The organism is Imbroritus primus (assembly GCF_964332355.1).
GTDB classification, from domain to species: Bacteria; Pseudomonadota; Gammaproteobacteria; order Burkholderiales; family Burkholderiaceae; genus Imbroritus; species Imbroritus primus.
Window position 1 is genome coordinate 143,468 of the sequence record NZ_OZ201293.1, and the last position, 20,412, is coordinate 163,879.

16 protein-coding genes and 2 riboswitches are annotated in these 20,412 nt (G+C 64.0%); of the genes, 7 read left to right on the forward strand and 9 right to left on the reverse strand.

All coding sequences use genetic code 11. The features are described from left to right. Positions 1–28: 28 nt before the first annotated feature. Positions 29–700: an orotate phosphoribosyltransferase gene (pyrE, locus tag ACQ3C8_RS00590; protein WP_428852082.1), complete on the forward strand. Its 672-nt coding sequence runs from the start codon at positions 29–31 to the stop codon at positions 698–700. A 13-nt stretch (positions 701–713) separates the two neighbouring features. Here pyrE and ACQ3C8_RS00595 read toward each other — a convergent pair whose 3' ends face one another. The 4 genes from ACQ3C8_RS00595 to ACQ3C8_RS00610 are packed head-to-tail and all read right to left on the reverse strand — an operon-like array spanning position 714 to position 4,232. Beyond that, positions 714–1,523, reverse strand: coding sequence for a polyphosphate kinase 2 family protein (locus tag ACQ3C8_RS00595; protein ID WP_428852083.1), 810 nt, complete (start codon positions 1,521–1,523; stop codon positions 714–716). Positions 1,524–1,551: 28 nt separating this feature from the next. Next, complete coding sequence (gene dapF / locus ACQ3C8_RS00600; protein WP_428852084.1) at positions 1,552–2,424, reverse strand: diaminopimelate epimerase; 873 nt, start codon at positions 2,422–2,424, stop codon at positions 1,552–1,554. A 42-nt stretch (positions 2,425–2,466) separates the two neighbouring features. Then, positions 2,467–3,357, reverse strand: a complete 891-nt coding sequence (locus ACQ3C8_RS00605) for a lipid A biosynthesis lauroyl acyltransferase (protein WP_037029088.1) — start codon at positions 3,355–3,357, stop codon at positions 2,467–2,469. Then, positions 3,357–4,232, reverse strand: a complete 876-nt coding sequence (locus ACQ3C8_RS00610) for a lysophospholipid acyltransferase family protein (RefSeq protein ID WP_428852085.1) — start codon at positions 4,230–4,232, stop codon at positions 3,357–3,359. Before ACQ3C8_RS00610 ends, ACQ3C8_RS00605 begins: the two co-directional genes overlap by 1 nt. Before the next feature lie 264 nt (positions 4,233–4,496). Here ACQ3C8_RS00610 and metK point away from each other — a divergent pair, with 264 nt between their 5' ends. Continuing rightward, a complete protein-coding gene (gene metK / locus ACQ3C8_RS00615; RefSeq protein WP_009520864.1) occupies positions 4,497–5,678 on the forward strand; it encodes a methionine adenosyltransferase in 1,182 nt (393 codons plus the stop codon). A gap of 95 nt (positions 5,679–5,773) precedes the next feature. On the opposite strand, the gene ACQ3C8_RS00620 is transcribed toward metK, so the two are convergent. Both ACQ3C8_RS00620 and ACQ3C8_RS00625 read right to left on the reverse strand, forming a co-directional pair. Further along, complete coding sequence (locus ACQ3C8_RS00620; protein WP_428852086.1) at positions 5,774–7,438, reverse strand: isovaleryl-CoA dehydrogenase; 1,665 nt, start codon at positions 7,436–7,438, stop codon at positions 5,774–5,776. A 236-nt stretch (positions 7,439–7,674) separates the two neighbouring features. Next, complete coding sequence (locus ACQ3C8_RS00625) at positions 7,675–8,724, reverse strand: hypothetical protein (protein ID WP_428852087.1); 1,050 nt, start codon at positions 8,722–8,724, stop codon at positions 7,675–7,677. A 238-nt stretch (positions 8,725–8,962) separates the two neighbouring features. Next, positions 8,963–9,064: riboswitch (TPP riboswitch) on the forward strand. Positions 9,065–9,203: 139 nt separating this feature from the next. Between ACQ3C8_RS00625 and thiC the strand changes: the two genes are divergently transcribed. Continuing rightward, entirely contained in the window at positions 9,204–11,105 is a 1,902-nt protein-coding gene (thiC, locus tag ACQ3C8_RS00630) for a phosphomethylpyrimidine synthase ThiC (protein ID WP_428852088.1), read from the forward strand. A 68-nt stretch (positions 11,106–11,173) separates the two neighbouring features. Here the strand turns inward: thiC and ACQ3C8_RS00635 are convergent, their stop codons facing one another. Then, on the reverse strand, positions 11,174–13,408 hold the full coding sequence (locus ACQ3C8_RS00635; protein ID WP_428852089.1) for a hypothetical protein: 2,235 nt from the start codon (positions 13,406–13,408) through the stop codon (positions 11,174–11,176). A gap of 464 nt (positions 13,409–13,872) precedes the next feature. After that, a riboswitch (TPP riboswitch) is annotated at positions 13,873–13,972 on the forward strand. A 238-nt stretch (positions 13,973–14,210) separates the two neighbouring features. On the opposite strand from ACQ3C8_RS00635, the gene ACQ3C8_RS00640 reads away from it, so the two are divergent. From ACQ3C8_RS00640 to ACQ3C8_RS00655, 4 genes are read left to right on the forward strand one after another with little or no spacing between them, the layout of a single operon-like run. After that, complete coding sequence (locus tag ACQ3C8_RS00640) at positions 14,211–15,362, forward strand: FAD-dependent oxidoreductase (RefSeq protein ID WP_428852090.1); 1,152 nt, start codon at positions 14,211–14,213, stop codon at positions 15,360–15,362. Beyond that, positions 15,362–15,559: a sulfur carrier protein ThiS gene (gene thiS, locus ACQ3C8_RS00645; protein ID WP_037029089.1), complete on the forward strand. Its 198-nt coding sequence runs from the start codon at positions 15,362–15,364 to the stop codon at positions 15,557–15,559. The genes ACQ3C8_RS00640 and thiS overlap by 1 nt, the downstream gene beginning before the upstream one ends. A gap of 14 nt (positions 15,560–15,573) precedes the next feature. Beyond that, positions 15,574–16,410: a thiazole synthase gene (locus ACQ3C8_RS00650; RefSeq protein WP_428852091.1), complete on the forward strand. Its 837-nt coding sequence runs from the start codon at positions 15,574–15,576 to the stop codon at positions 16,408–16,410. 14 nt (positions 16,411–16,424) lie between these two features. Next, entirely contained in the window at positions 16,425–17,555 is a 1,131-nt protein-coding gene (locus ACQ3C8_RS00655; RefSeq protein ID WP_428852092.1) for a thiamine phosphate synthase, read from the forward strand. Here ACQ3C8_RS00655 and ACQ3C8_RS00660 read toward each other — a convergent pair. Further along, a complete protein-coding gene (locus ACQ3C8_RS00660; protein WP_428852093.1) occupies positions 17,552–19,375 on the reverse strand; it encodes a hypothetical protein in 1,824 nt (607 codons plus the stop codon). The genes ACQ3C8_RS00655 and ACQ3C8_RS00660 overlap by 4 nt on opposite strands. Before the next feature lie 95 nt (positions 19,376–19,470). After that, complete coding sequence (thiD, locus tag ACQ3C8_RS00665) at positions 19,471–20,313, reverse strand: bifunctional hydroxymethylpyrimidine kinase/phosphomethylpyrimidine kinase (RefSeq protein WP_428853007.1); 843 nt, start codon at positions 20,311–20,313, stop codon at positions 19,471–19,473. Between the last annotated feature and the right edge of the window lie 99 nt (positions 20,314–20,412).

Sequence of the window (20,412 nt, forward strand, 5' to 3'; positions counted from 1 at the left end):
CTCGGGAATTCTGCAAAAGGGAATCGAAATGACGCAAGACAATCTGCGCCACGCTTTTATTCAGTTCGCGCTGGACGCGGGCGTCCTGTCGTTCGGCGAGTTCGTCACCAAGGCTGGACGCACCTCCCCGTACTTTTTCAATGCGGGCCTGTTCAACCAGGGCGCGATGCTCGGGCAGGTCGCCCAATTCTATGCGAAAACGCTGCTGGCCTCGGGCGTGGAGTTCGACATGCTGTTCGGGCCGGCCTACAAGGGCATCACGCTGGCTTCGGCTACGGCGGTGGCGCTGGCGGGCATGGGACGTGACGTACCGTTCGCCTATAACCGCAAGGAAGCCAAGGACCACGGCGAAGGCGGCACCATCGTCGGCGCCAAGCTCCAAGGCCGCGTGGTGATCATCGATGACGTGATCTCGGCCGGCACCTCGGTGCGCGAATCAGTGCAGATGATCCGTGCCGCAGGCGCGACGCCGGCGGCAGTGCTGATCGCGCTGGACCGCATGGAGCGCAGCGGCAACGCCGAACAGGTCGGCGAGCATTCGGCCGTGCAGGACGTGCAGCGCGAGTTCGGCATGCCGGTGGTGTCGATCGCCAGCCTGGCGGACCTGTTGCAGTATCTCGACGCGTCGCAGAATCCGGCGCTGGCCCAGCATCGCGCGGCCGTTGGCGCGTATCGCGCGCGCTACGGCGTCGATGCCTGATTGACGCTGCCGGTCACGTGACCTTGATGTCCGCGAGTCCGGCAAGCGGATCGGGATAGGCGAGCTTCATGGCCGTCATCGTATGCAGCAGGATGTCGGCAATTGCCACATTGCGGTGTGATTTCGAATCGGCGGGGATGACATACCACGGCGCCTCAGGCGTGGCCGTGGCGGCGATGGCCTGTTCGTAGGCCTCGGCGTAGGCATCCCAGTACTGGCGTTCCTCAAGGTCCTTGGGGTCGAACTTCCAGTGCTTGAGCGGATCCGCCAGGCGCTCCTCGAGCCGTTTCTTCTGTTCGTCCTTCGAGATGTGCAGGAAGCACTTCACAAGGGTCGTGCCATTCTCCACCAGGTGTTCCTCGAAGGCGCGGATCTGGCGGTAGCGCCGTGCGCATTCGTCGGCATCGATCCAGCCGTGCACACGCGTGATCAGCACGTCTTCGTAGTGGCTGCGGTTGAAGATCACGATCTCGCCGGCCGCCGGCACCTGCAGGTGCACGCGCCACAGGTAGTCGCGCGCCAGTTCGTTGGCGGTAGGCGCCTTGAAGCTGACGGCGCGCACACCCAGCGGATCGAAGGCGCGGAACACGCCACGCACCGTGCCGTCCTTGCCGCTCGTGTCCATGCCCTGCAGCACGATCAGCAGGCGCTTGCTGCGCATGGCGTAGAGCTTGTCCTGCAGCAGGTCGAGCTCGATCGACAGAGCGTCGACGCGTTCCTTGTCGCCCGCCTTGCTGCCGGTCGTGCATGGCTTGGCCGCCGGGTCGAAGTCCTTCAGCTGGAAATGCTTGCCAGCGGTGATGCGCAGCGAATCGATGGACATGGCGGCTCCCGGGATGGTGCCAGCCGTATCAGGCCGGCGGGTTCAGGCGGTCGAGGTCGATGGTGCCTTCAAATACCGTCACGGCCGGGCCGGTCATGCGTACCGAGTCGGTGGCGCTGCCCCAGGCGATGGTCAGCCAGCCGCCGTGCGTCTTGACGCGCACTGGCGTATCCAGCAGGTTGCGGCGAATGCCCGCGACCACGGCCGCGCAGGCGCCCGTGCCGCAGGCCAGCGTTTCGCCGGCGCCGCGCTCGAAGACCCGCAGGTGGATGGTGTTGCGGTCGATGATCTGCATATAGCCGGCGTTGACGCGCTTGGGAAACGCCGGGTGATGCTCGACCAGCGGGCCTTCCTCGCGCACCGGAAACGCTTCGACATCGTCCACGACCTGGACGGCATGCGGATTGCCCATTGACACCGCGGAGATCCAGCGCGTCTGGCCATTGATGTCGAGGCCGTACAGCGTGTCCTCGCTTTCCGCGCGTGTCGGCAGCGCGCCTGGCACGAACGGCACTTGTGCCGGATCGAGGATCGGCGCGCCCATGTCCACGGTGACTTCGCCGTTGTCCTGCAGGGTCAGCGTGATGATGCCGTGTTGCACTTCCACGCGGATCGAGCGTTTGCTGGTCAGGCCGCGCTCGCTGACGAAGCGCACGAAGCAGCGCGCGCCGTTGCCGCAATGCTCGACTTCGCCGCCGTCGTTGTTGAAGATACGGTAGCGGAAATCGGCGTCCGGGCGCGTGCTGCGTTCCACGATCAGGATCTGGTCCGCGCCGATGCCGAAGTGGCGGTCGGCGAGCGCCTGCCATTGCGCGGCGCTCAGCTCGAGCGGCGCGGCGGTGGCGTCGAGCACGATGAAATCGTTGCCGGCGCCATGCATTTTGGTGAAGTGGAGTTTCATCCTGCGATTGTAGCGGCTTGGGCGGGTTTGCGCCTGGCCAGCTCAGTAGACGCCAGGCTCGCCTTCCGGGCGTGTCTTGAAGCGCTTGTGCACCCAGTAGTACTCCGTAATGCGCGGGGCGATCACCGATTCGAAGAAGGCGTTCATGCGGCGGGTGTCAGAGACCACATCGTCCGTCGGGACATCCGCCTCGGGCGGGAGCAGGTGGACGCAGTAGCCCTGGTAGTCCGGCAGCATCTCGGTATAAGAAAAAATCACCTTGGCGCCGGTCAGCCGCGCCAGGCGCGAGACTGCCGCGAGCGAGGCGGCCGGCACGCCGAAGAACGGCACGAACACCGATTCGCGCGCACCGAAATCCATGTCGGCAATCAGCTGCATCACCTCGCCCTTGCGGATCAGCCGCACCACGTCGCGCGTATTCTGCGTACGCGCGATCATGTTGCCACCGAAGCGGCCGCGCCAGCGTTTCATGTGTGCGTCGAAGAGCCGGTTCGATTGCGTGGTGTACAGGGAGTGGCCAGGGATGGCGTGGTCGCCCAGGTATTGGGTCACGCGGATCGCCCCCGCTTCCACGCCGGCCAGATGCAGCGCTACCACGATATGCGGCGTGCCATGCAGCGCCGGCAGGTTGGCCTGGTCGTCGATCTGTACCCAGCGGCGCACCTGGGCGTCACTGCCGCACCAGAAGATGCCGCGTTCGGCAAAGCTGCGCAGCACCATGCGGAAGGTCTCGCGCGCCAGCGCTTCCCGTTCGGCCTCGGATTTTTCTGGAAAGCACAGGCGCAGATTGGTCTGCACGATGCGCTTGCGGCGGCTCGGGATGCGGTACAGCAGGCTGCCCAGTGCCTCGCCAAAGCGCGCCACGATTCCATATGGCAAATAGCTCAGCACATGCAGCAAGCCAATGCCGAGCCAGGTGAACACGCGCCCGATCATGCGGCCGTTCCGGCAGTGGATTCTGTAGCGGGCGGGGGCGGCGCGCCATCCGGATGCTTGTAGCGGTTGTAGCCCCACAGGTATTGCGTTGGCAATTGCCGCACCATCTGTTCGAGCGTGGCGTTCAGCACCGTATTGGCAGCGGAAGGGTCGTCCGGCAGTGGCGTCGGCACGGGCATGGTATGCACGCGGTAGCCCTCGCCGTGCGCCAGGCGTTCGGCGCAGATCAGCACGATCGGCGCGCCGGTCAGCTGATGCAGCTTGTGTACCAGCGTCATTGTATAGGCCGGGCGGCCGAAGAACGGCGCCCATGCACCTTCGCCGCCGGTGGGCGTCTGGTCGGGCAGGATGCCGGCCACGCCGCCGCGCTTGAGCTGCTTGACCACCATGCGCACACCGCGCGCTTCGGCCGGCGCCATGGTGACGTTGGGGCGCGTGCGCATGCGCTCGATCCAGTCGCGCAATGCCGGCTTGTGCGGTGGCTTGTACATGGCGACGAGCGGATGGCGCGTGGCGATGATCGGCGGCAGCACCTCGAAGCAGCCAAGGTGCGGCGTCAGCAGGATCAGGCCTCGGCCCTGCGCGAGCGATGCGTCCATGGTCGTGAACAGGTTGCCGCTGTCGATCCGCAGGCCGGCGAGCGGATCACTGCGCATCCAGAAATACGGCATCTCGAACATCATGCGGCCGGCTGAACGCGCTGCTGCGTTGCGGATGGCGGGCGTGGCCTGCGGCAGGGCGCGCTGCAGGTTGTCGCGCAGCAGGCGGCTGTAACGTCCGGGCACCTGTGCGCCGAGCCAGCCGAACATGCCGCCGAGCGCCTGGAGGACGCGTAGCGGAAGTCGGGAGAGCAGCCAGAAGAGAACGGTCATGTCGGGAGCGGCGGGAATGCGGTGGGCAGCATGGGGCGAACCGGGAGCGAACCGTGCGATGGCCCTCGGGAGAGGGTCTCCCGCCTGGGGCGGGACGCCATGCAGCGTCATCGGTAAGTGCCGTATAATAACGCGATCGCCGAGTTAAATGACAACTTGCGGGGCGATTCGGGCACATGGCATGTGCATGGCCCGACAACAATTCCGCTAAAGCGTCGCCACGTTCCAGTAACGGGCACGCAGATGCCAACCTGGAGAGCAACTGTGGCAAACGATTTTCTCTTTACGTCGGAATCGGTCTCCGAAGGACACCCGGACAAGGTGGCCGACCAGATTTCCGATGCCATCCTCGACGCCATCTTTGAACAGGACCCGCGCAGCCGCGTGGCCGCGGAGACGCTGTGCAACACCGGCCTGGTGGTGCTGGCCGGCGAAATTACCACGAACGCGCATGTCGACTATATCGAAGTCGCGCGCGATACCATCAAGCGCATCGGCTACGACAATACCGAGTACGGCATCGACCACAAGGGTTGCGCGGTCATGGTCTGCTATGACAAGCAGTCCAACGACATCGCCCAGGGCGTGGACCACGCCAGCGACGACCACCTGAACACCGGTGCCGGCGACCAGGGCCTGATGTTCGGCTACGCCTGCGACGAAACGCCGGAGCTGATGCCTGCGCCTATCTATTACGCGCACCGTCTGGTGGAGCGTCAGGCACAGCTGCGCAAGGATGGCCGCCTGCCGTTCCTGCGCCCGGACGCCAAGAGCCAGGTGACGATGCGCTATGTCGATGGCAAGCCGCACAGCATCGACACCGTGGTGCTGTCCACCCAGCACCACCCCGACCAGAGCGAAACGGCGACCAAGATGAAGGCCAGCTTCATCGAGGCGGTGATTGAAGAAATCATCAAGCCGGTCCTGCCGAAGGAGTGGCTCAAGGAAACCAAGTACCTGATCAACCCGACCGGCCGCTTCGTCATCGGCGGCCCGCAGGGTGACTGCGGCCTGACCGGTCGCAAGATCATCGTCGATACCTACGGCGGCGCGTGCCCGCACGGCGGCGGTGCATTCTCGGGCAAGGATCCGACCAAGGTGGACCGTTCGGCAGCCTACGCGGCGCGCTACGTGGCCAAGAACATTGTCGCCGCCGGCCTGGCGCGCCAGTGCCAGGTGCAGGTGGCGTATGCCATTGGTGTGGCACAGCCGATGAACATCACCGTGTACACCGAAGGCACGGGCGTGATCCCGGACGACCAGATCGCCGCGCTGGTGCGCGAGCATTTCGACCTGCGTCCGAAGGGCATTATCCAGATGCTTGACCTGCTGCGTCCGATCTACCAGAAGACCGCCGCCTATGGCCACTTCGGCCGCGAGGAGCCGGAATTCACGTGGGAAGCCACCGACAAGGCCGACGCCCTGCGTGCCGCAGCCAAGCGTTGAGTGTTCCCTGGCATCTGGTTCGCAGCCTCTGCGGATCGCATCGAAACGGCAACCTGCGGGTTGCCGTTTTTTGTAGGATTGCGCGGGTGTGTCCGCTACACAGGAAAGCTGTCCTCAAGCAGCCGTTGCGCAAGCTTTGCCGGCACATTGGCGAGCGTGCCGAAGACACGTCCGTGCAGCGGCTTGAAGCGGCTGCGTACGAACAGGTCCGCAGTGGAGCGTACGCTATAGCGCACCATCAGCGCGGCCTGGGCGGTCAGCACGAGCAGTTGCGCCACGCGGCGGGCCTCGGCTTCGAGCGTGTCGGGCGGCTGTTGCAGCAGCGTCTGCAATTCCCCAAGGCGTCCGCGGATACGCGCATCCCCATCGGCCAGTGCCGCGATGCCCTGCAGCAGGCGTCCTGCGCTCTCCGGTGATTTCTGAATGGCGCGGAGCACGTCGAGGCACATGATGTTGCCCGAGCCTTCCCAGATCGAATTGACCGGCGCTTCGCGATACAGCCGCGCCAACGGGCCCTCTTCGACATAACCGTTGCCGCCCCATACTTCCATGGCTTCGCCGGTGGCCTCCACGGCGCGCTTGCAGATCCAGAACTTCGCGGCCGGCGTCATGATGCGTTTCCACGCTTCGGCTTCCGGATCGTGCGCGGCCCGTTCGAAGGTATCGGCGAGATGCATCATCAGGCGCGTGGCCGCTTCGCTTTCGAGCGCCAGGTCGAGGAGGACATTGCGCATCAGCGGCTGCTCCGCCAAACGCTTGCCGAATGCCACGCGATGGTTCGCATGGTGCAGGGTCTGCACCACGGTCTGCCGCAGGATGGCCGTACTGCCAATGACACAGTCCAGGCGCGTGTGGGTCGCCATGTCGAGAATTGTTGGAATGCCCCGGCCTTCCTCGCCGATGAGGATGCCGCTGGCGTCTTCGAACTCGACTTCGGCGCTCGCGTTCGAGCGGTTGCCGAGCTTGTCTTTCAGACGCTGCACGAAGACCGCGTTCTTGCTGCCGTCGTCACGAAAGCGCGGCACGAAAAAACATGACAGCGGGCCATCTTCGTATTCCAGCCGGGCGACGACCAGATGGGCATCGCACATCGGTGCAGAGAAGAACCATTTATGCCCGGTCAGCCGATACTCGGCACCACGGCCCCGCTGGCTGCCCGCCGCACGCGCGACGGTGGTATTGCTACGTACATCGGAGCCGCCCTGCTTCTCGGTCATGCCCATGCCGATCATCACCGCCGATTTCTGGCGCCATGGCACATCGCGCGCATCGTGCGAAGCCGACAGCAGGCGGGGCGCCAGTTCGGCGAACAGTGCGGGCTCTTTCTGCAACACCGGGATGCTGGCAAACGTCATGGTCGCGGGGCACAGCGAGCCTGCTTCGACCTGCCCCTGCAGGTAATAGCCGGCGCTGCGCGCGGCCCACGCGCCGGGACGCGGTTCGGCAAAGGGCAGTGCATGCAGTAGGTTGCCGCGCAGGATGCGCAGCAGGGCGTGCCAGCTCGGATGGAAGCTCACGCAATCGATGCGTTCGCCAATGCGGTTGTGCGTGTGGAGTTCGGGAGGGTAACGGTTGGCAAGCGTGCCCTGCGCCAGCGTCTCCGCCTCGCCCAGGCGCGTGCCCAATGCACAGAGCCTCGCTTCATACCAGGCTGCACCGTAGTGCGTCACCGCACTTTGCAGTACGTTGTCGCAGGTGTACAGGTTGTAGCCGGACAGGTCCGGCACCTGATTGAAAATGCGGTGTGTGGGTGAGGACACGCGCGTTTCTCCCGGAGCCTGTTTTGCATCTTAGCGCACACGGCGGGAAACGCGAGTGTCGAAACAATCGGGGCGTGCGTATCTAAGAATGTGCCTATGGCATTTCATGTGCGTCAAGTGGTCGATTCAGCTTGACTGGTAGTCAGGCACTTATCCGGCGCAGTGGTCAAGTGATCGGGCGCTTTTATCGCGCACCATGTTAATGGCGATGCCGACTGCCGACTTGGCTGCGACGACTAATCGAACCAGGGCGGGTCACTCCATGTGATCGTCTGGGTGGGTGGCGGCGCCGGGATGTCGATGTCATGTGTCACCGCCCCGTGTTTCCTGAGCACGTCGATCACGGCCTGGTTACCGCATTCCAGAGCGTAGTCGAGCAGACGCAGGGGGGGCTTATGTCCGTCGGAATGATTGATGTAGCCCTTGAACTCATCGAGCTTGTGAAGTTCTTCGCAGATTTCGTCGAGATAGTCTGCTTTAACCTTCTTTGAGACGAGCAGGAAGAGCGGCTTCACCTCGTCGAAGGAATTGAATGGCGACACCAGGCCACTGGTCAGCATGCGCTTGGCCGTGCCCAGGTCACCTTGGTGGACGTAGTGTTGAAAAGCTGCCTGTGTTGCCGGAATGATGACGTCTTTCATGAATCCGGCCCTTAATTCGGCGGTCAGTACCGATGCGTAGCCGGGTATCCGGCGCGGGAGTACCTGTTCCGTGACCCAGCGACCGAATGCCAGTCGATCGGTGCCTTTGAACTTGAGCCAGCCATTGGGAATGCTGCTGGTGTAGACGAACACGCGGTTGTAGTGGCAATACAAAAGTGCGGCTGCCAGTACCGGCAGCATTGCCTTGCGGATCGACTTCGAGGTTCTGCTCAGGTTTCCTGCCAGGTCACGCAGGTAGTCCTGCTCGTAGGAACCATACCTTGACCGACTGGGCCACTGGTCGAGGATCTTTTCCAGTACCACCTTGTCGCACAGCGCCGCCGTGGCGGCCTTGCGTAGCTGCGTGCGCTGTGCTTCGGTCATGCCTTCGAGCGGATCCGGTCTCGCTTTCTGCGCATGGCGACGGTCGAAGCCTACGGCACGAGCGATCTCCCGCAATCTCGATTTCAATCCAGATGTGGTCGCGGTATGGCTGTCCCGGCTTGCCGCTGCTCCTGTGCCTCTGCCAGCTTCGTTTCCAGAGGGCGCCGGGTCGGATGCATCGCCAGGTTTGGGCGCTTGCGGGTTGGTGTTGGCGGATTGTCGTGAAGCATGACTCGCTCCAAAACCCAGACGTGACAACATGCAATTCCTCTCTGTCGATATGTGAGCCTATCGTAGAGCCATGCTGCCGTACTGCGTTGGCCGTATTTGCAAACATTCGTGAGCCCGCCGGTTTTCATCGGCGATACATCCGCTGCGGCGCCTGACAGGCCTTGTGTTGTCGAGGCACATGCCCAGCCACAAAGGTCAGTGCCGGCCGTGTTTGCCTGCGCCCGTGAAACTGGCGGTTTCCCGCGCAATATGCTTTAATCATCCCTGTTGGATGAAACAGGGGTGCTGCACGCATGGGGCGTGTAGCTGAGAGAGTCCCTTCGAACCCGATCCGGTTAGTACCGGCGTGGGAAGTTTCAAGCATAACCGTCCCTCCACCTGCCGCTTGCGTCACTTGTGCTCCATACGAGCCGCCCGCGAGCCCGCGCAGGATGCCACTTCAGCCTACAGGCTGGTCATCGGTTCAGGGCCTCCGGTTTCGTCCGCCACTGCATAACCAAGGACGAGACATGACGCAATCCGCTTCCACAGCCGCCACTTCTGCTGCAACTTCCTTCGAATCGCTCGCCAGCGAGCTCGACCAGAAATTCGCCTATCCTGCTTCGTCGAAGACCTATCTCGTCGGCAGCCGTCCGGACATCCGCGTGCCGCTGCGCACCATCGTGCAGACCAACACGCGTACCGAGCAGGGCGAGTCGCCCAATCCGCCGATCCCGGTCTACGATACCTCGGGCCCTTACAGTGATCCGGACGTGCAGATCGACCTGCAGGCCGGCCTCGCGGCGCTGCGTGCGCCGTGGATCGATGCCCGCGGTGACACCGAGGTGCTGCCGGGCCTGAGTTCCGAATATGGCCGCGCCCGCGCTGCCGATCCGGCTACGGCGCATCTGCGTTTTGCACACCTGACGAATCCGCGCCGCGCCAAGGCTGGCGCCAATGTCAGCCAGATGCACTACGCGCGCCGCGGCATCATCACACCGGAAATGGAATTCGTCGCCCTGCGCGAGTCGCTGAACCTGCAGGCGCTGTACGACAAGCCCGAATACAAGGCGCTGCTGCGCCAGCATCCCGGCGATGGCCTGGGCGCCAACATTCCGCGCCGCCCGGAAGACATCACGCCGGAATTCGTGCGCCAGGAAATCGCCGCTGGCCGCGCCATCATTCCCGCCAACATCAATCACACTGAACTCGAGCCGATGATCATCGGCCGCAACTTCAGCGTGAAGATCAACGGCAACCTCGGCAACTCCGCCGTGACTTCGTCGCTCGCCGAGGAAGTCGAGAAGATGGTCTGGGCCATCCGCTGGGGCGCGGACACCATCATGGACCTGTCCACCGGCAAACACATCCATGAAACGCGCGAGTGGATCCTGCGTAATTCGCCGGTGCCGATCGGCACGGTGCCGATCTACCAGGCGCTCGACAAGGTCGGCGGCAAGGCCGAGGACCTGACGTGGGAAATGTTCCGCGACACGCTCATTGAACAGGCCGAGCAGGGCGTCGACTACTTCACCATCCACGCTGGCGTGCTGCTGCGCTACGTGCCGTTGACCGCGGACCGCGTGACCGGCATCGTGTCGCGCGGCGGTTCGATCATGGCCAAGTGGTGCCTGGCGCATCACAAGGAAAACTTCCTGTACACGCACTTCGACGAGATCTGCGAAATCATGAAGGCCTATGACGTGTCGTTTAGCCTCGGCGACGGCCTGCGTCCGGGTTGCATCGCTGATTCCAACGATGCGGCGCAGTTCGGCGAACTGCATACGCTCGGCGAGCTCACCAAAAAGGCGTGGGAGCATGACGTGCAGGTCATGATCGAAGGCCCGGGCCACGTGCCGCTGCAGCGCATCCAGGCGAACATGGACGAGGAGCTGAAGCACTGCTTCGAAGCGCCGTTCTACACGCTCGGCCCGCTCGTCACCGATATTGCACCCGGCTACGATCACATCACCAGCGGCATCGGTGCGGCCAACATCGGCTGGATGGGCACGGCCATGCTGTGCTACGTCACGCCCAAGGAACACCTCGGCCTGCCTGACAAGGAAGACGTGCGCGAAGGCATCATCACCTACCGCATCGCCGCGCACGCCGCCGATCTGGCCAAGGGCTGGCCTGGCGCGCAGCTGCGCGACAACGCCCTGTCCAAGGCGCGTTTCGAGTTCCGCTGGGAAGACCAGTTCAACCTCGGTCTCGATCCGGAAAAAGCGCGCGCCTTCCACGACGCCACGCTGCCTGCCGAAGGCGCGAAGATCGCGCACTTCTGCTCAATGTGCGGTCCCAAGTTCTGTTCGATGAAGATCACGCAGGAGGTGCGTGACTACGCCGCCTCGCTGAAGGATGGCAGCGCCGAGCAGGCCATGCAGGAAAAATCGATCGAGTTCGTCCGCCAGGGCGGCAAGATCTACTCCTGACCCACGAACGCTGTATGTTTGCGGCGATCCTGCCGCCGGATCGGTCGTCCGGCGGTACCGTCGCGCAGTTACGTGGCGCCGCGTCGGGATCTGGATGAGATTCCCCTGTCTGCTGCCACCTGAGCCTGCACCAGCGCAAGTTCATGCGGATTCAGGGTGCCAAGCGTGGCGCCCACCCGCTGCAGACTGGCCCAGTAAGGTACGTTGGATTCGGACGCGGCGTCGCGTATCGCGGTCACCCAGCGCATCGAGTTCAGGCGACGAGATACCGCGTCCGTATGTTCCGGATCCATGAGCTTGCGGAATTCGCGCCGATGCGTGCGGACATAAGCGCGAAATTCCTCAGGAGTCAGCATGGCGCGCAATGCACGGATGCCACTATTGCTGCGCTGAGCGGGACCGATTCCATGCGGCGCGAAGGCGTTCTGCCAGCCCTGTGGCAACCGCTTGAGCAGATGACTGGATTCTGTGGGCGGAATGCGCGAGAGTGTTTCCGGCGAAGGGCACTGCTCGGCGAGCAGACGCGCCACGTCCGCATGACGATGGCGCAAGGCTGACAGTAAACACGCCGCGACGAGCGGGCGTGCCTGCCGTGCGATGTCCGGTTCGGCGTGCAGCTTGTCCAGCATCTGGTTCACATATTCGGCATTTCCGCCGGACGTGGCGTAATGCATTGGCGTCTTTCCGTACGCATCGGTTGCCAGTAGCGCATGCGCCGGGCTGGCCGACAGGATGGAGGCAAATATCCCGGCGTGCCGGCCTCGCGCGGCTTCCTGTAGCGGGAGCAAGCCTCGGCTAAAGCGCATCTGGGCGAGCGTGATGCCGGATGCCGCGATGCGGTCGAGGATGTGCGCCGTGCCCTGCTGGATAGCGCCAATCACCAGGCGCGGGAGAAAGCGGCGACGGCCCAGGGCTCTGAATGCCGGAGCGACGCCTGCCTCCAAAAGCGTAGACACCATCGCCACACGCTCAGTCGTGGACGTTCCCGGCATCAACCACGCGGCCAAAAGCCACGTATGCCGCGTCGTATTGAAAGCGCTTGGCAGCGCATGGCGATGCTGGTTGAGATACGCCGCCGCGCGCGCGGGCCCCATGACTTTGAGAAAGTGTGCGAGCAGATGGCTGTGATTTAGCTGTGATGGTGGAAGCGCCTGCATGCTGACCGGGTCGGTGATCTGCAGCGCCCGCACACCTGCCATGTCGGGGTTGATGTGCGGATGCGCCTCGCGCAGATGTGCAGTGTCGAGTATCTCGCGATAGCCTTCGTGCACACACCAGAGGCCGGTGTCACGATGTTCGATGTGCGCGGTGAGCACAGCGGGTGGGTCGAGCGGGCTGTCCACTAGTTGACGCAGCGGATCAAGCAATGACTGGCGTTCCAGCCCCAGGCTGATGTAATGCTGTACCAGCGGGACATTGGTGCCTGCCCTAAAGCAGTCGTCCTCGCGGTAATCCAGCAGGGCGGTGATTGGAATTGCCCCGCTGCCGTTGGTCCCCAGCCCGGCATATGCCAGTGCAATCTGCTCCAGCGGGGATTCGATTTTCTTAAAGGTTCCGAGGTCGTGCCAGGTCTCCGGGGAGGTTTTTGGAAAGGTTTCCATCAGGCATCGTTTGACCGCATTGAGGCAATCTTCGGCGATGAACCGAATCAGGTTTGACGGCGCGAGGAGCGTATCGAGCCGCCGCTGGAGTGCTGGTAGATCGAGCCCCCGGCTCTGCAGCATCTGATTGTTACCATAGCTCTCTTCAATGCGGGCGACGTGATAGCGGTCAGCGAAGTGATTGAACAGCGCTGAATTGACGTGTACGTTCATCGCCGGTCCCATCCGCTGGCGGCGCGCTTGCTCCGCCTGGGCTTCGGCAAAAACCTGGTTCATCACATCGACGCGCGCCGCGTAGAGGCGGCCGATCAACCCGCCGGCACACGCTTCCAGGCTGGCTGCAATCACGCGGATATATCCGATCATGCCAGCCCAGCAGGAGTGTTCGATTTCATCCGCCAGGTTGATCGCGGCGCGTCGGCGCGTCTCCAGATGAACGTTATCGTCGTTAAGAATCTTGTTGATCAGCTCCAGATCGCGCTTCACGCTGGTGTAAAAGCGGTAGGCGTCGTTTTCTTCGTGCAGGGCTTGCGGCATGACGCCGCCGTAGGGAAAAAGCATCTGGTGAAGCGCGTTCCATTTGACGGCGATTGCTGCCTGACGCGCGGTTGTCATCGCCAGGTCCTGCATCACGGTGGTGAGTTCGTTCAGCAATTGACGATAGTCGCCCGGAAAGGCATTGAGCGGCGCATTCCCGTTCATGACAGCTTCCTTGCTGATGAACAGTGGGCGGCGCGCATGCGCTTCAGCGGGAACGTCCAGAAGACGCGATTGTTGGATAGAGGGCGGGACTTGCCGCGCGGCAGCGGAAAAGACGGGGGTGTGAAATACGGATAAGGGCATGATGGCGTACTTGTGAGAAGCGGCGATGCATGGCGGCGCCCGATCGGTTTTCGCTCGCTCACGCCCGACCCTTCGGGTGACCGGGCCTCGATCATTGCCTCGAAATCCGGCGTGTTGTCACGTGCGCATACAGCGCAAGGAGTGGCGTGCCGCAGGGAACCGCTAGCGTGGATGCCGGCATGAGGGTGTGACTAAAAACAAGCATAGTGCCGAATACATGATGTCATCCGTCCGGGGAATGTGAATCTTCGCAACTCTGCGTTTGTCCGAAAACGGGTTCGTGATCCGCGCGATGTCGAATGCGTGTGCTATCCTTACAGCTATCGAAGAAACAGGGGTGCCGTGCCCACGCTGCATGGCTGAGAGAGACCCTTTGCACCCGATCCGGTTCATACCGGCGTGGGAAGTTTCGAACGGTGCCGGTACTGGCGCCGACGAGTCTGCAAGGTCTTTCTCTGCGCATTGCTGTTGATGTCACGCATGCCGGAGCGAATGATGACCGCAGATCTACCAGATTGTCAGCGATTGCCCCCCAGCCGGACAGCCGGCGCCCCCCAGGGTTGCCTGTTCCCTTTTGTACCGATCGTTTCGTGCACTGTATGCGATATGGTGTGCTGCCCGGGGCGTGCGTACTGTGCATCTCGGGGCGCGAGGTGATTCCGTGACTCTTCCCGACATCGACGTCGCCATCTTCGGCGCCGGCCTGGCCGGACGCCTGTGCGCGCTGCAGCTGGCGCGCGCGGGGCGTACCGTGGCGTTGATTGAGCGCGATGGGCCCGATGGGCGCGGCGCGGCGGCGCATATCGCCGCAGCCATGCTTGCGCCGCTGGCCGAGTCCGCCATCAGCGAACGCAGCGTGGTGGAGATGGGCATGGCTAGCGTGCCGTTGTGGCGCGCGCTGATCGATACGCTGCCCACCCCGGTGTTCTTCCAGCAGGACGGTACGCTGGTCGTCTGGCATGCCGGCGACCGCAACGAAGCCACCATGTTCGCCAGCCGTGTGCGCGCCGTTGCGCCGGCCGATGCCGTGCAGGCGCAATTGCGCGCTGTCGATGGCGACACGATTGCCGAACTGGAACCGGCGCTGGCCGGCCGTTTCCGTCAAGGCCTGTTTATCGGCGGCGAAGGCCAGCTCGACAACCGCATGGTGCTCGATGCGCTGCGTGTGGCGCTGGAGGCGGAAGGTGTGCATTGCGTCTGGCATGCCGGCGAGGTCGATGTGTCATCGCTGCCCGGGCTCGGCCTGGAAGCCGGGCTGGTGCTCGATTGCCGCGGCCTCGGCGCGCGCCGCGACTGGCCTGCGCTGCGTGGTCTGCGCGGCGAGGTGGTGCGTATCCACGCGCCCGGCGTACGCTTGCACCGTCCGGTACGCATGCTGCATCCGCGTTACCCGATCTACATCGCGCCCAAGCCAGGCGACGTATATGTGATTGGCGCGACCGAACTCGAGAGCGACGACATGTCGCCGATGAGCGTGCGCTCCGCGCTCGAACTGCTCTCGGCCGCGCATTCGCTGCACCCCGCGTTCGGCGAGGCGCGTATTCTCGAACTGAATGTGCAGTGCCGCCCCACCTTGCCGCACAATCTGCCGGAGATTATTGCCGAACACGTGCAGGATGTACCGGTCATGCGCGTGAATGGCTTGTACCGGCATGGCTTCATGATCGCCCCGGCGGTCACGCAGGCGGCATGCACTGTGGCGCAAGCCTGGCTCGATGATGGCGCTGGCGCGCTACCTGCGGTGCGCGCGTCGGCGCGTTGGCCTGAAATGTATGGCGGCACCGCGTTCGATTCACAGTTGGAAAACGCATGATGGATGTTCTACTCAACGGTCAGGCGCTTGCTTTGCCTGACAACGCGACACTTGCCGATGCCGTCGCGCACAGCGGCGCGCAGCCGCCCTTCGCCACCGCCGTGAACGGTGCCTTCGTGCCGCGTGCCGCGCATGCCGTCACCGTGCTCGCGGCTGGTGACCGTATCGATCTCGTGCAGCCCGTCACGGGCGGCTGATTGCAGGAACTGCCATGAATTCAGACACCTCCCTCGCTTCCGTGCTGGCCGACGATGCCTTGCGCCTGTACGGCGAAACCTTTGCGTCGCGCCTGCTGCTCGGCACGGCGCGCTACCCGTCGCCCGCCGTGCTCGAGCAGGCAGTACGCGCCGCGCGGCCAGGCATGCTGACCGTCGCGCTGCGCCGTGAAGGCGCGGTTGGCGAGGGCGAAGGCGGACAGCGCTTCTGGCAGATGCTGCGCGAACTCAACGTGCCCGTGTTGCCGAACACCGCAGGCTGCCATTCGATCGAGGAAGTGATCACCACCGCCATGATGGCGCGCGAAGTGTTCGACACGCCGTGGATCAAGCTCGAACTGATCGGCGACGACTACACGCTGCAGCCCGACACGCTGGCGCTGCCGGCCGCGGCCGAGCGGTTGATCCGCGAAGGGTTCAAGGTGTTGCCATACTGCACCGAGGACCTCGTGCTCTGCCGCCGCCTGCTCGATGCCGGCTGCGAGGCGCTCATGCCATGGGCCGCGCCCATCGGTACCGGCAAGGGGCCGATCAATCCATATGCGCTGCGCCTGCTGCGCGAGCGCCTGCCCGATACGCCGTTGCTCGTCGATGCCGGTCTCGGACTGCCTTCGCACGCCACGCAAGTCATGGAATGGGGCTACGACGGCGTGCTGCTCAACACCGCTGTGGCACAGGCCACGCACCCGGTCGCGATGGCGCAGGCCTTCTCCATGGCCGTCGCCGCCGGCCGCGCCGCGTGGCTCGCGCAGCCCATGCCGGAGCGCGAACTGGCGCAGGCCAGCACGCCGGTGGTCGGGATGCCGTTTTGGCATCAGGACAGCAACGTTTGACGGAGAGTCGGCATATGGATTTGCGTCACGCGCTGCTCGAGCGGCATGGTGCATCGTTCGGGCGCGGTGCCCAAGGCTGGCAGATCACGGCAGTCGACCTGCCGGCCGGGGAAGTCCGCTTCCGTTTATCCGCGCCGGCGCATACGGCGGCGGATGGCGACACGGATACAACGGCCGAGACACCGGGCGAAACAACGCGTGAAGCCGTACTGGTGACCACGCTTAACTCCGCTGGATCACGACGGCAGATCGTCGATCATGTCGATGGCCCCTTCGGCGCATGGCAGTTCGTTTCCTCGGCGGAGCATGACCCGGTGTTGTCGGAACCTTGGCTCGACACGGTGCGCGCCCTGCTCGACATGGATTTCGAGCCGCACGATGCCGTATGCCTCGCACGCGCCTGGCATGTCGGCGACACCACCTGGCCCACGCACCTGCCGCGTTTTCCGGCCGTGATGCTGCGCGCCGCGCCGCTGCAAGCACCCGGCCTTTTCCCGCCCTGCCCCGAGCAACTCGGCCTGTACGCCGTCGTGCCCGACGCCGTATGGATCGAACGTCTCGTGCCGCTAGGCGTGCCGACCTTGCAGTTGCGCTTCAAATCCGGCGACCCGGCGCGCGTGGCCGACGAAATCGCCCGCGCCGAACAGGCCGCACGCGGCAGCGCTTGCCGCCTGTTCATCAACGACCACTGGCAGGAAGCCATCCGCCAGCACCGCGCCGCGCTCGACATGCATGGCGCCAGCGGCATCTACGGTATTCACCTCGGACAGGAAGACCTCACCGACACCGACCTGCCCGCCATCTGCACCGCACGGCTGCGGCTCGGCGTGAGCACGCATGGCTTCGCCGAAATGCTGCGCGTGCTACCGCTGCAGCCGAGCTATCTGGCGCTGGGTGCGGTGTTTCCGACCACTACCAAAACCCTCAAGACCGCACCGCAAGGACTCGCGCGCCTGCAGGCCTACGTCGAGACCGTGCGCAGCAGTTATCCGTCATTGCCGCTCGTCGCCATTGGCGGCATCGATGCGGGCAATGCGGAGGAGGTCTTGCGGACGGGGGTGGGAAATGTGGCGGTCGTGAGGGCGGTGACGGAGGCGGGGGATTTATCTGCCGCTGTCCGTCGGCTGCGCGCGTTGGCTGGTTAGCCCTGCTGTAGTGATACAAGCATCTTCCGCAATAGCGTGTCCGCCTTTGCCTGGATTAACCTGCTGTCGCTCTCCAGCAGCGCCAGGAGCTGATGCCGTACCTCGCTTTCCGGGCGTTCAAGGCCCTGGGTCGGCATCAGGTTCGCGAATTTGTTGACCGTTCTGCCGGCATGATGGGGATCGTCTATCTGGGGCTCGAACAGTTCGTCCCATTGAACCGACAGCGGGGGAATCCCCGGAAGTGTCACACCCTCTTCCCGAGCGGCTCGGGCAATCCGGGTCTCCATCTCGAACATGGCGTCAAGCATCGCATTTTTGCTCGTATAGAGCATGCCAGTCACCGCGCCATGATTGAAGCGGTGGTCCGGAACCGTTCCCGCGGTGAGCAGTTTCACGTAAGCAAGCGCCAGGTTTTCGAGCACGCTGTTGGCGTAAGCGCACACGATCCGGCTGCAGAATTCGAGGGAGGCATCGGCGGGATGTGACGGGTCGGCTTGCTCGGGCAGCCTGATCCTGTCGAGGCTGGTCGTTGTGCCATTCCACAATGTCAGGGTGAGCGGATCGGATGGATGCGGGATCAACTGATCGGACAGATCGAGCAGCTTTTGCTCGTTTTCGGGCGAGGTACGTTTTTGGCCATCTGCCCGCATGATTTTCTCTCGCTCGCTGTTGAACGTCTCGATGGCCCGTATTTGCAGGGGATCTGCGGCGGTAGCGGGTGTAGCTGGCGTGCTTGCCGGAGCATGCCTGAAGCAGTCGAGAATTTCCCTGGCGATGTCTGCGTCGTTCGGGTCGGCTTCCCAGGGTAGACGGTGTCCCGGTGATATTGGCTGGTTCGGCGGCGGTGCGCCTGGGTGGCCGGCGTCGATCGCTGCTCCCGGCCTCGTTGCTGTGGGGCGCGGCGAGGATGACGAAGAAGAGGAGCCCGCACCGGAATGAGCATCCGATCGCCGGGAGCGGGAGGTTCGGGGTGCGTGCAGCGGGCCCTTCGGTGCCTGTCTGTGCGATCTTTGATCCCTAGGGGTTGATGTGGTGCCGACCGGCTCGGCTGTCCCCGTGGCGTGAAGCGCGAGAGAGGCATGGGCGCTCGGCGATGGCTCGGTGGCGCGCTGTCGGTCTTCTTTTGATGTCTTGTGCGTGCCGCTGGATGGCGATGACGCCAGGCGTGACCGCTGCGCACGCGATGTCGTTGCAGAGGCCTTTTCGACGGTCGCCGGATCTTTTTCACCGCGCTGCCGCGGTTGACCGGTGGGGCGGGTTTCTGGATGTTTCGACGGTCTGGGTTGTCGTGCTGGTTGGGGCTGCGCTGCACCGCCGGCCTCACGCGCAGTTCGAAGACCTGCGTCCGATGCTAATTTCTTGCGAGCGCTGTGCGCGGGGGGAGGATGGATCACCCGAGCGGGTTCCACTGCGGGCTTGCGTTTGGTGTTAGGCGTTTGGGCAGGGCCGGGATGGTGGTTGGGTGGTGTCGTGCCTGGCGTCACTGCCGCAGCAGCGCCCTCCGGCGTCCTGACTGGATGCTTTGCCAGAAAATCCTCCAGTTTAGCCAGCTCGGTCTCCGCCACGCGCAGCCATTGTTTTTTCTCCAGGTGAACCGGTTCGACGCGCGTGAGCATGGGGCGCGGATAGAGTCCCCGATATCGTTTTTCGATCCGGCCGTCGTCCGCGTAGCGCGGCAGCAGTGATTCATACCGTACGCGGACTGGTGTCGATGTTTCGTCCCGGAGATTTTTGATCAGGGTCTCTCGCAGGAAGGTTGCGCGATTATTTGCCGCGACACTTTTCTCCTGCATATAGGCGTCCTTGACGGACGCGATCATATTTGAGAATCCGCGCGCTAATCGCCGGAGAGGATTCACTGGCATGGTTGGTTTCCTTTATCCAAGGTGAGCCATGCCATTCTATGAATTGCGCTTCATCGCGACAGTGAACAAGCGTTTCCTGCCCCATGATCCAACGGCCCATTCCCCCGCCCCAACGACCATCTGGCCCCAGCCGCAATCGCCTGTGTCACATACTCGATGCCCCCACGCACCGCCTCCGTCAAGCCGAGGCCACGCGCCAGATGCGCCGTCACCGCAGCCGCCAGCGTGCACCCGGTACCGTGCAGGTTGCGCGTGGCGATGCGTGGGTGGCGGATGACTTCGCGGGTGCCGTCGGCGCACAGCAGCAGGTCGCTGAGGATGGGCTGGTCGAGGTGGCCGCCCTTGAGCAGCACGGCGTGGCAGCCGAGCTGGAGCAGGGCTTCGGCGGCGGCGTCCATCTGGTCTTCGGTGTGGATCTCGCGGCCCAGCAGCCAGGCGGCTTCGATCAGGTTGGGCGTGACCAGCCGGGCGCGCGGGAACAGTTCGCGCACCATGGCGCGGGCGGTGTCGTGGCTGGAGAGCGTGGCGCCCGAGGTGGCGATCATCACGGGGTCGACCACCAGCTGCGTCAGGCTGCAGCGGTCGAGCGCGGCGGCGACGGCGTGGACGATCTCGGGGCTGCCGAGCATGCCGGTCTTGGCGGCATCCACGCCGAGGTCGCTGGCGACGGCGTCGATCTGGGCGCCGACGATCTCGGGCGGAATGGCATGGACGCCGCTGACCCCGAGGGTGTTCTGCACAGTGATGGCGGTGATGGCCGTCATGCCGAAGCAGCCGAGGGCGGCGAAGGTCTTGAGGTCGGCCTGGATGCCGGCGCCGCCGCTGCTGTCGGAGCCGGCGATGGTCAGGGTGCGCGGTGGAATATGCGCGGTCGGGGTGGATGGGGCTGGCATGGAAACCGAGGTAGGCGAGGCGGCAGGAGCAGAAACCGGTGTGGCGTGTGTCATGTGAATCGTCGGGCGGTCGCGGACCAGGAACATCAGGGCTGGCCG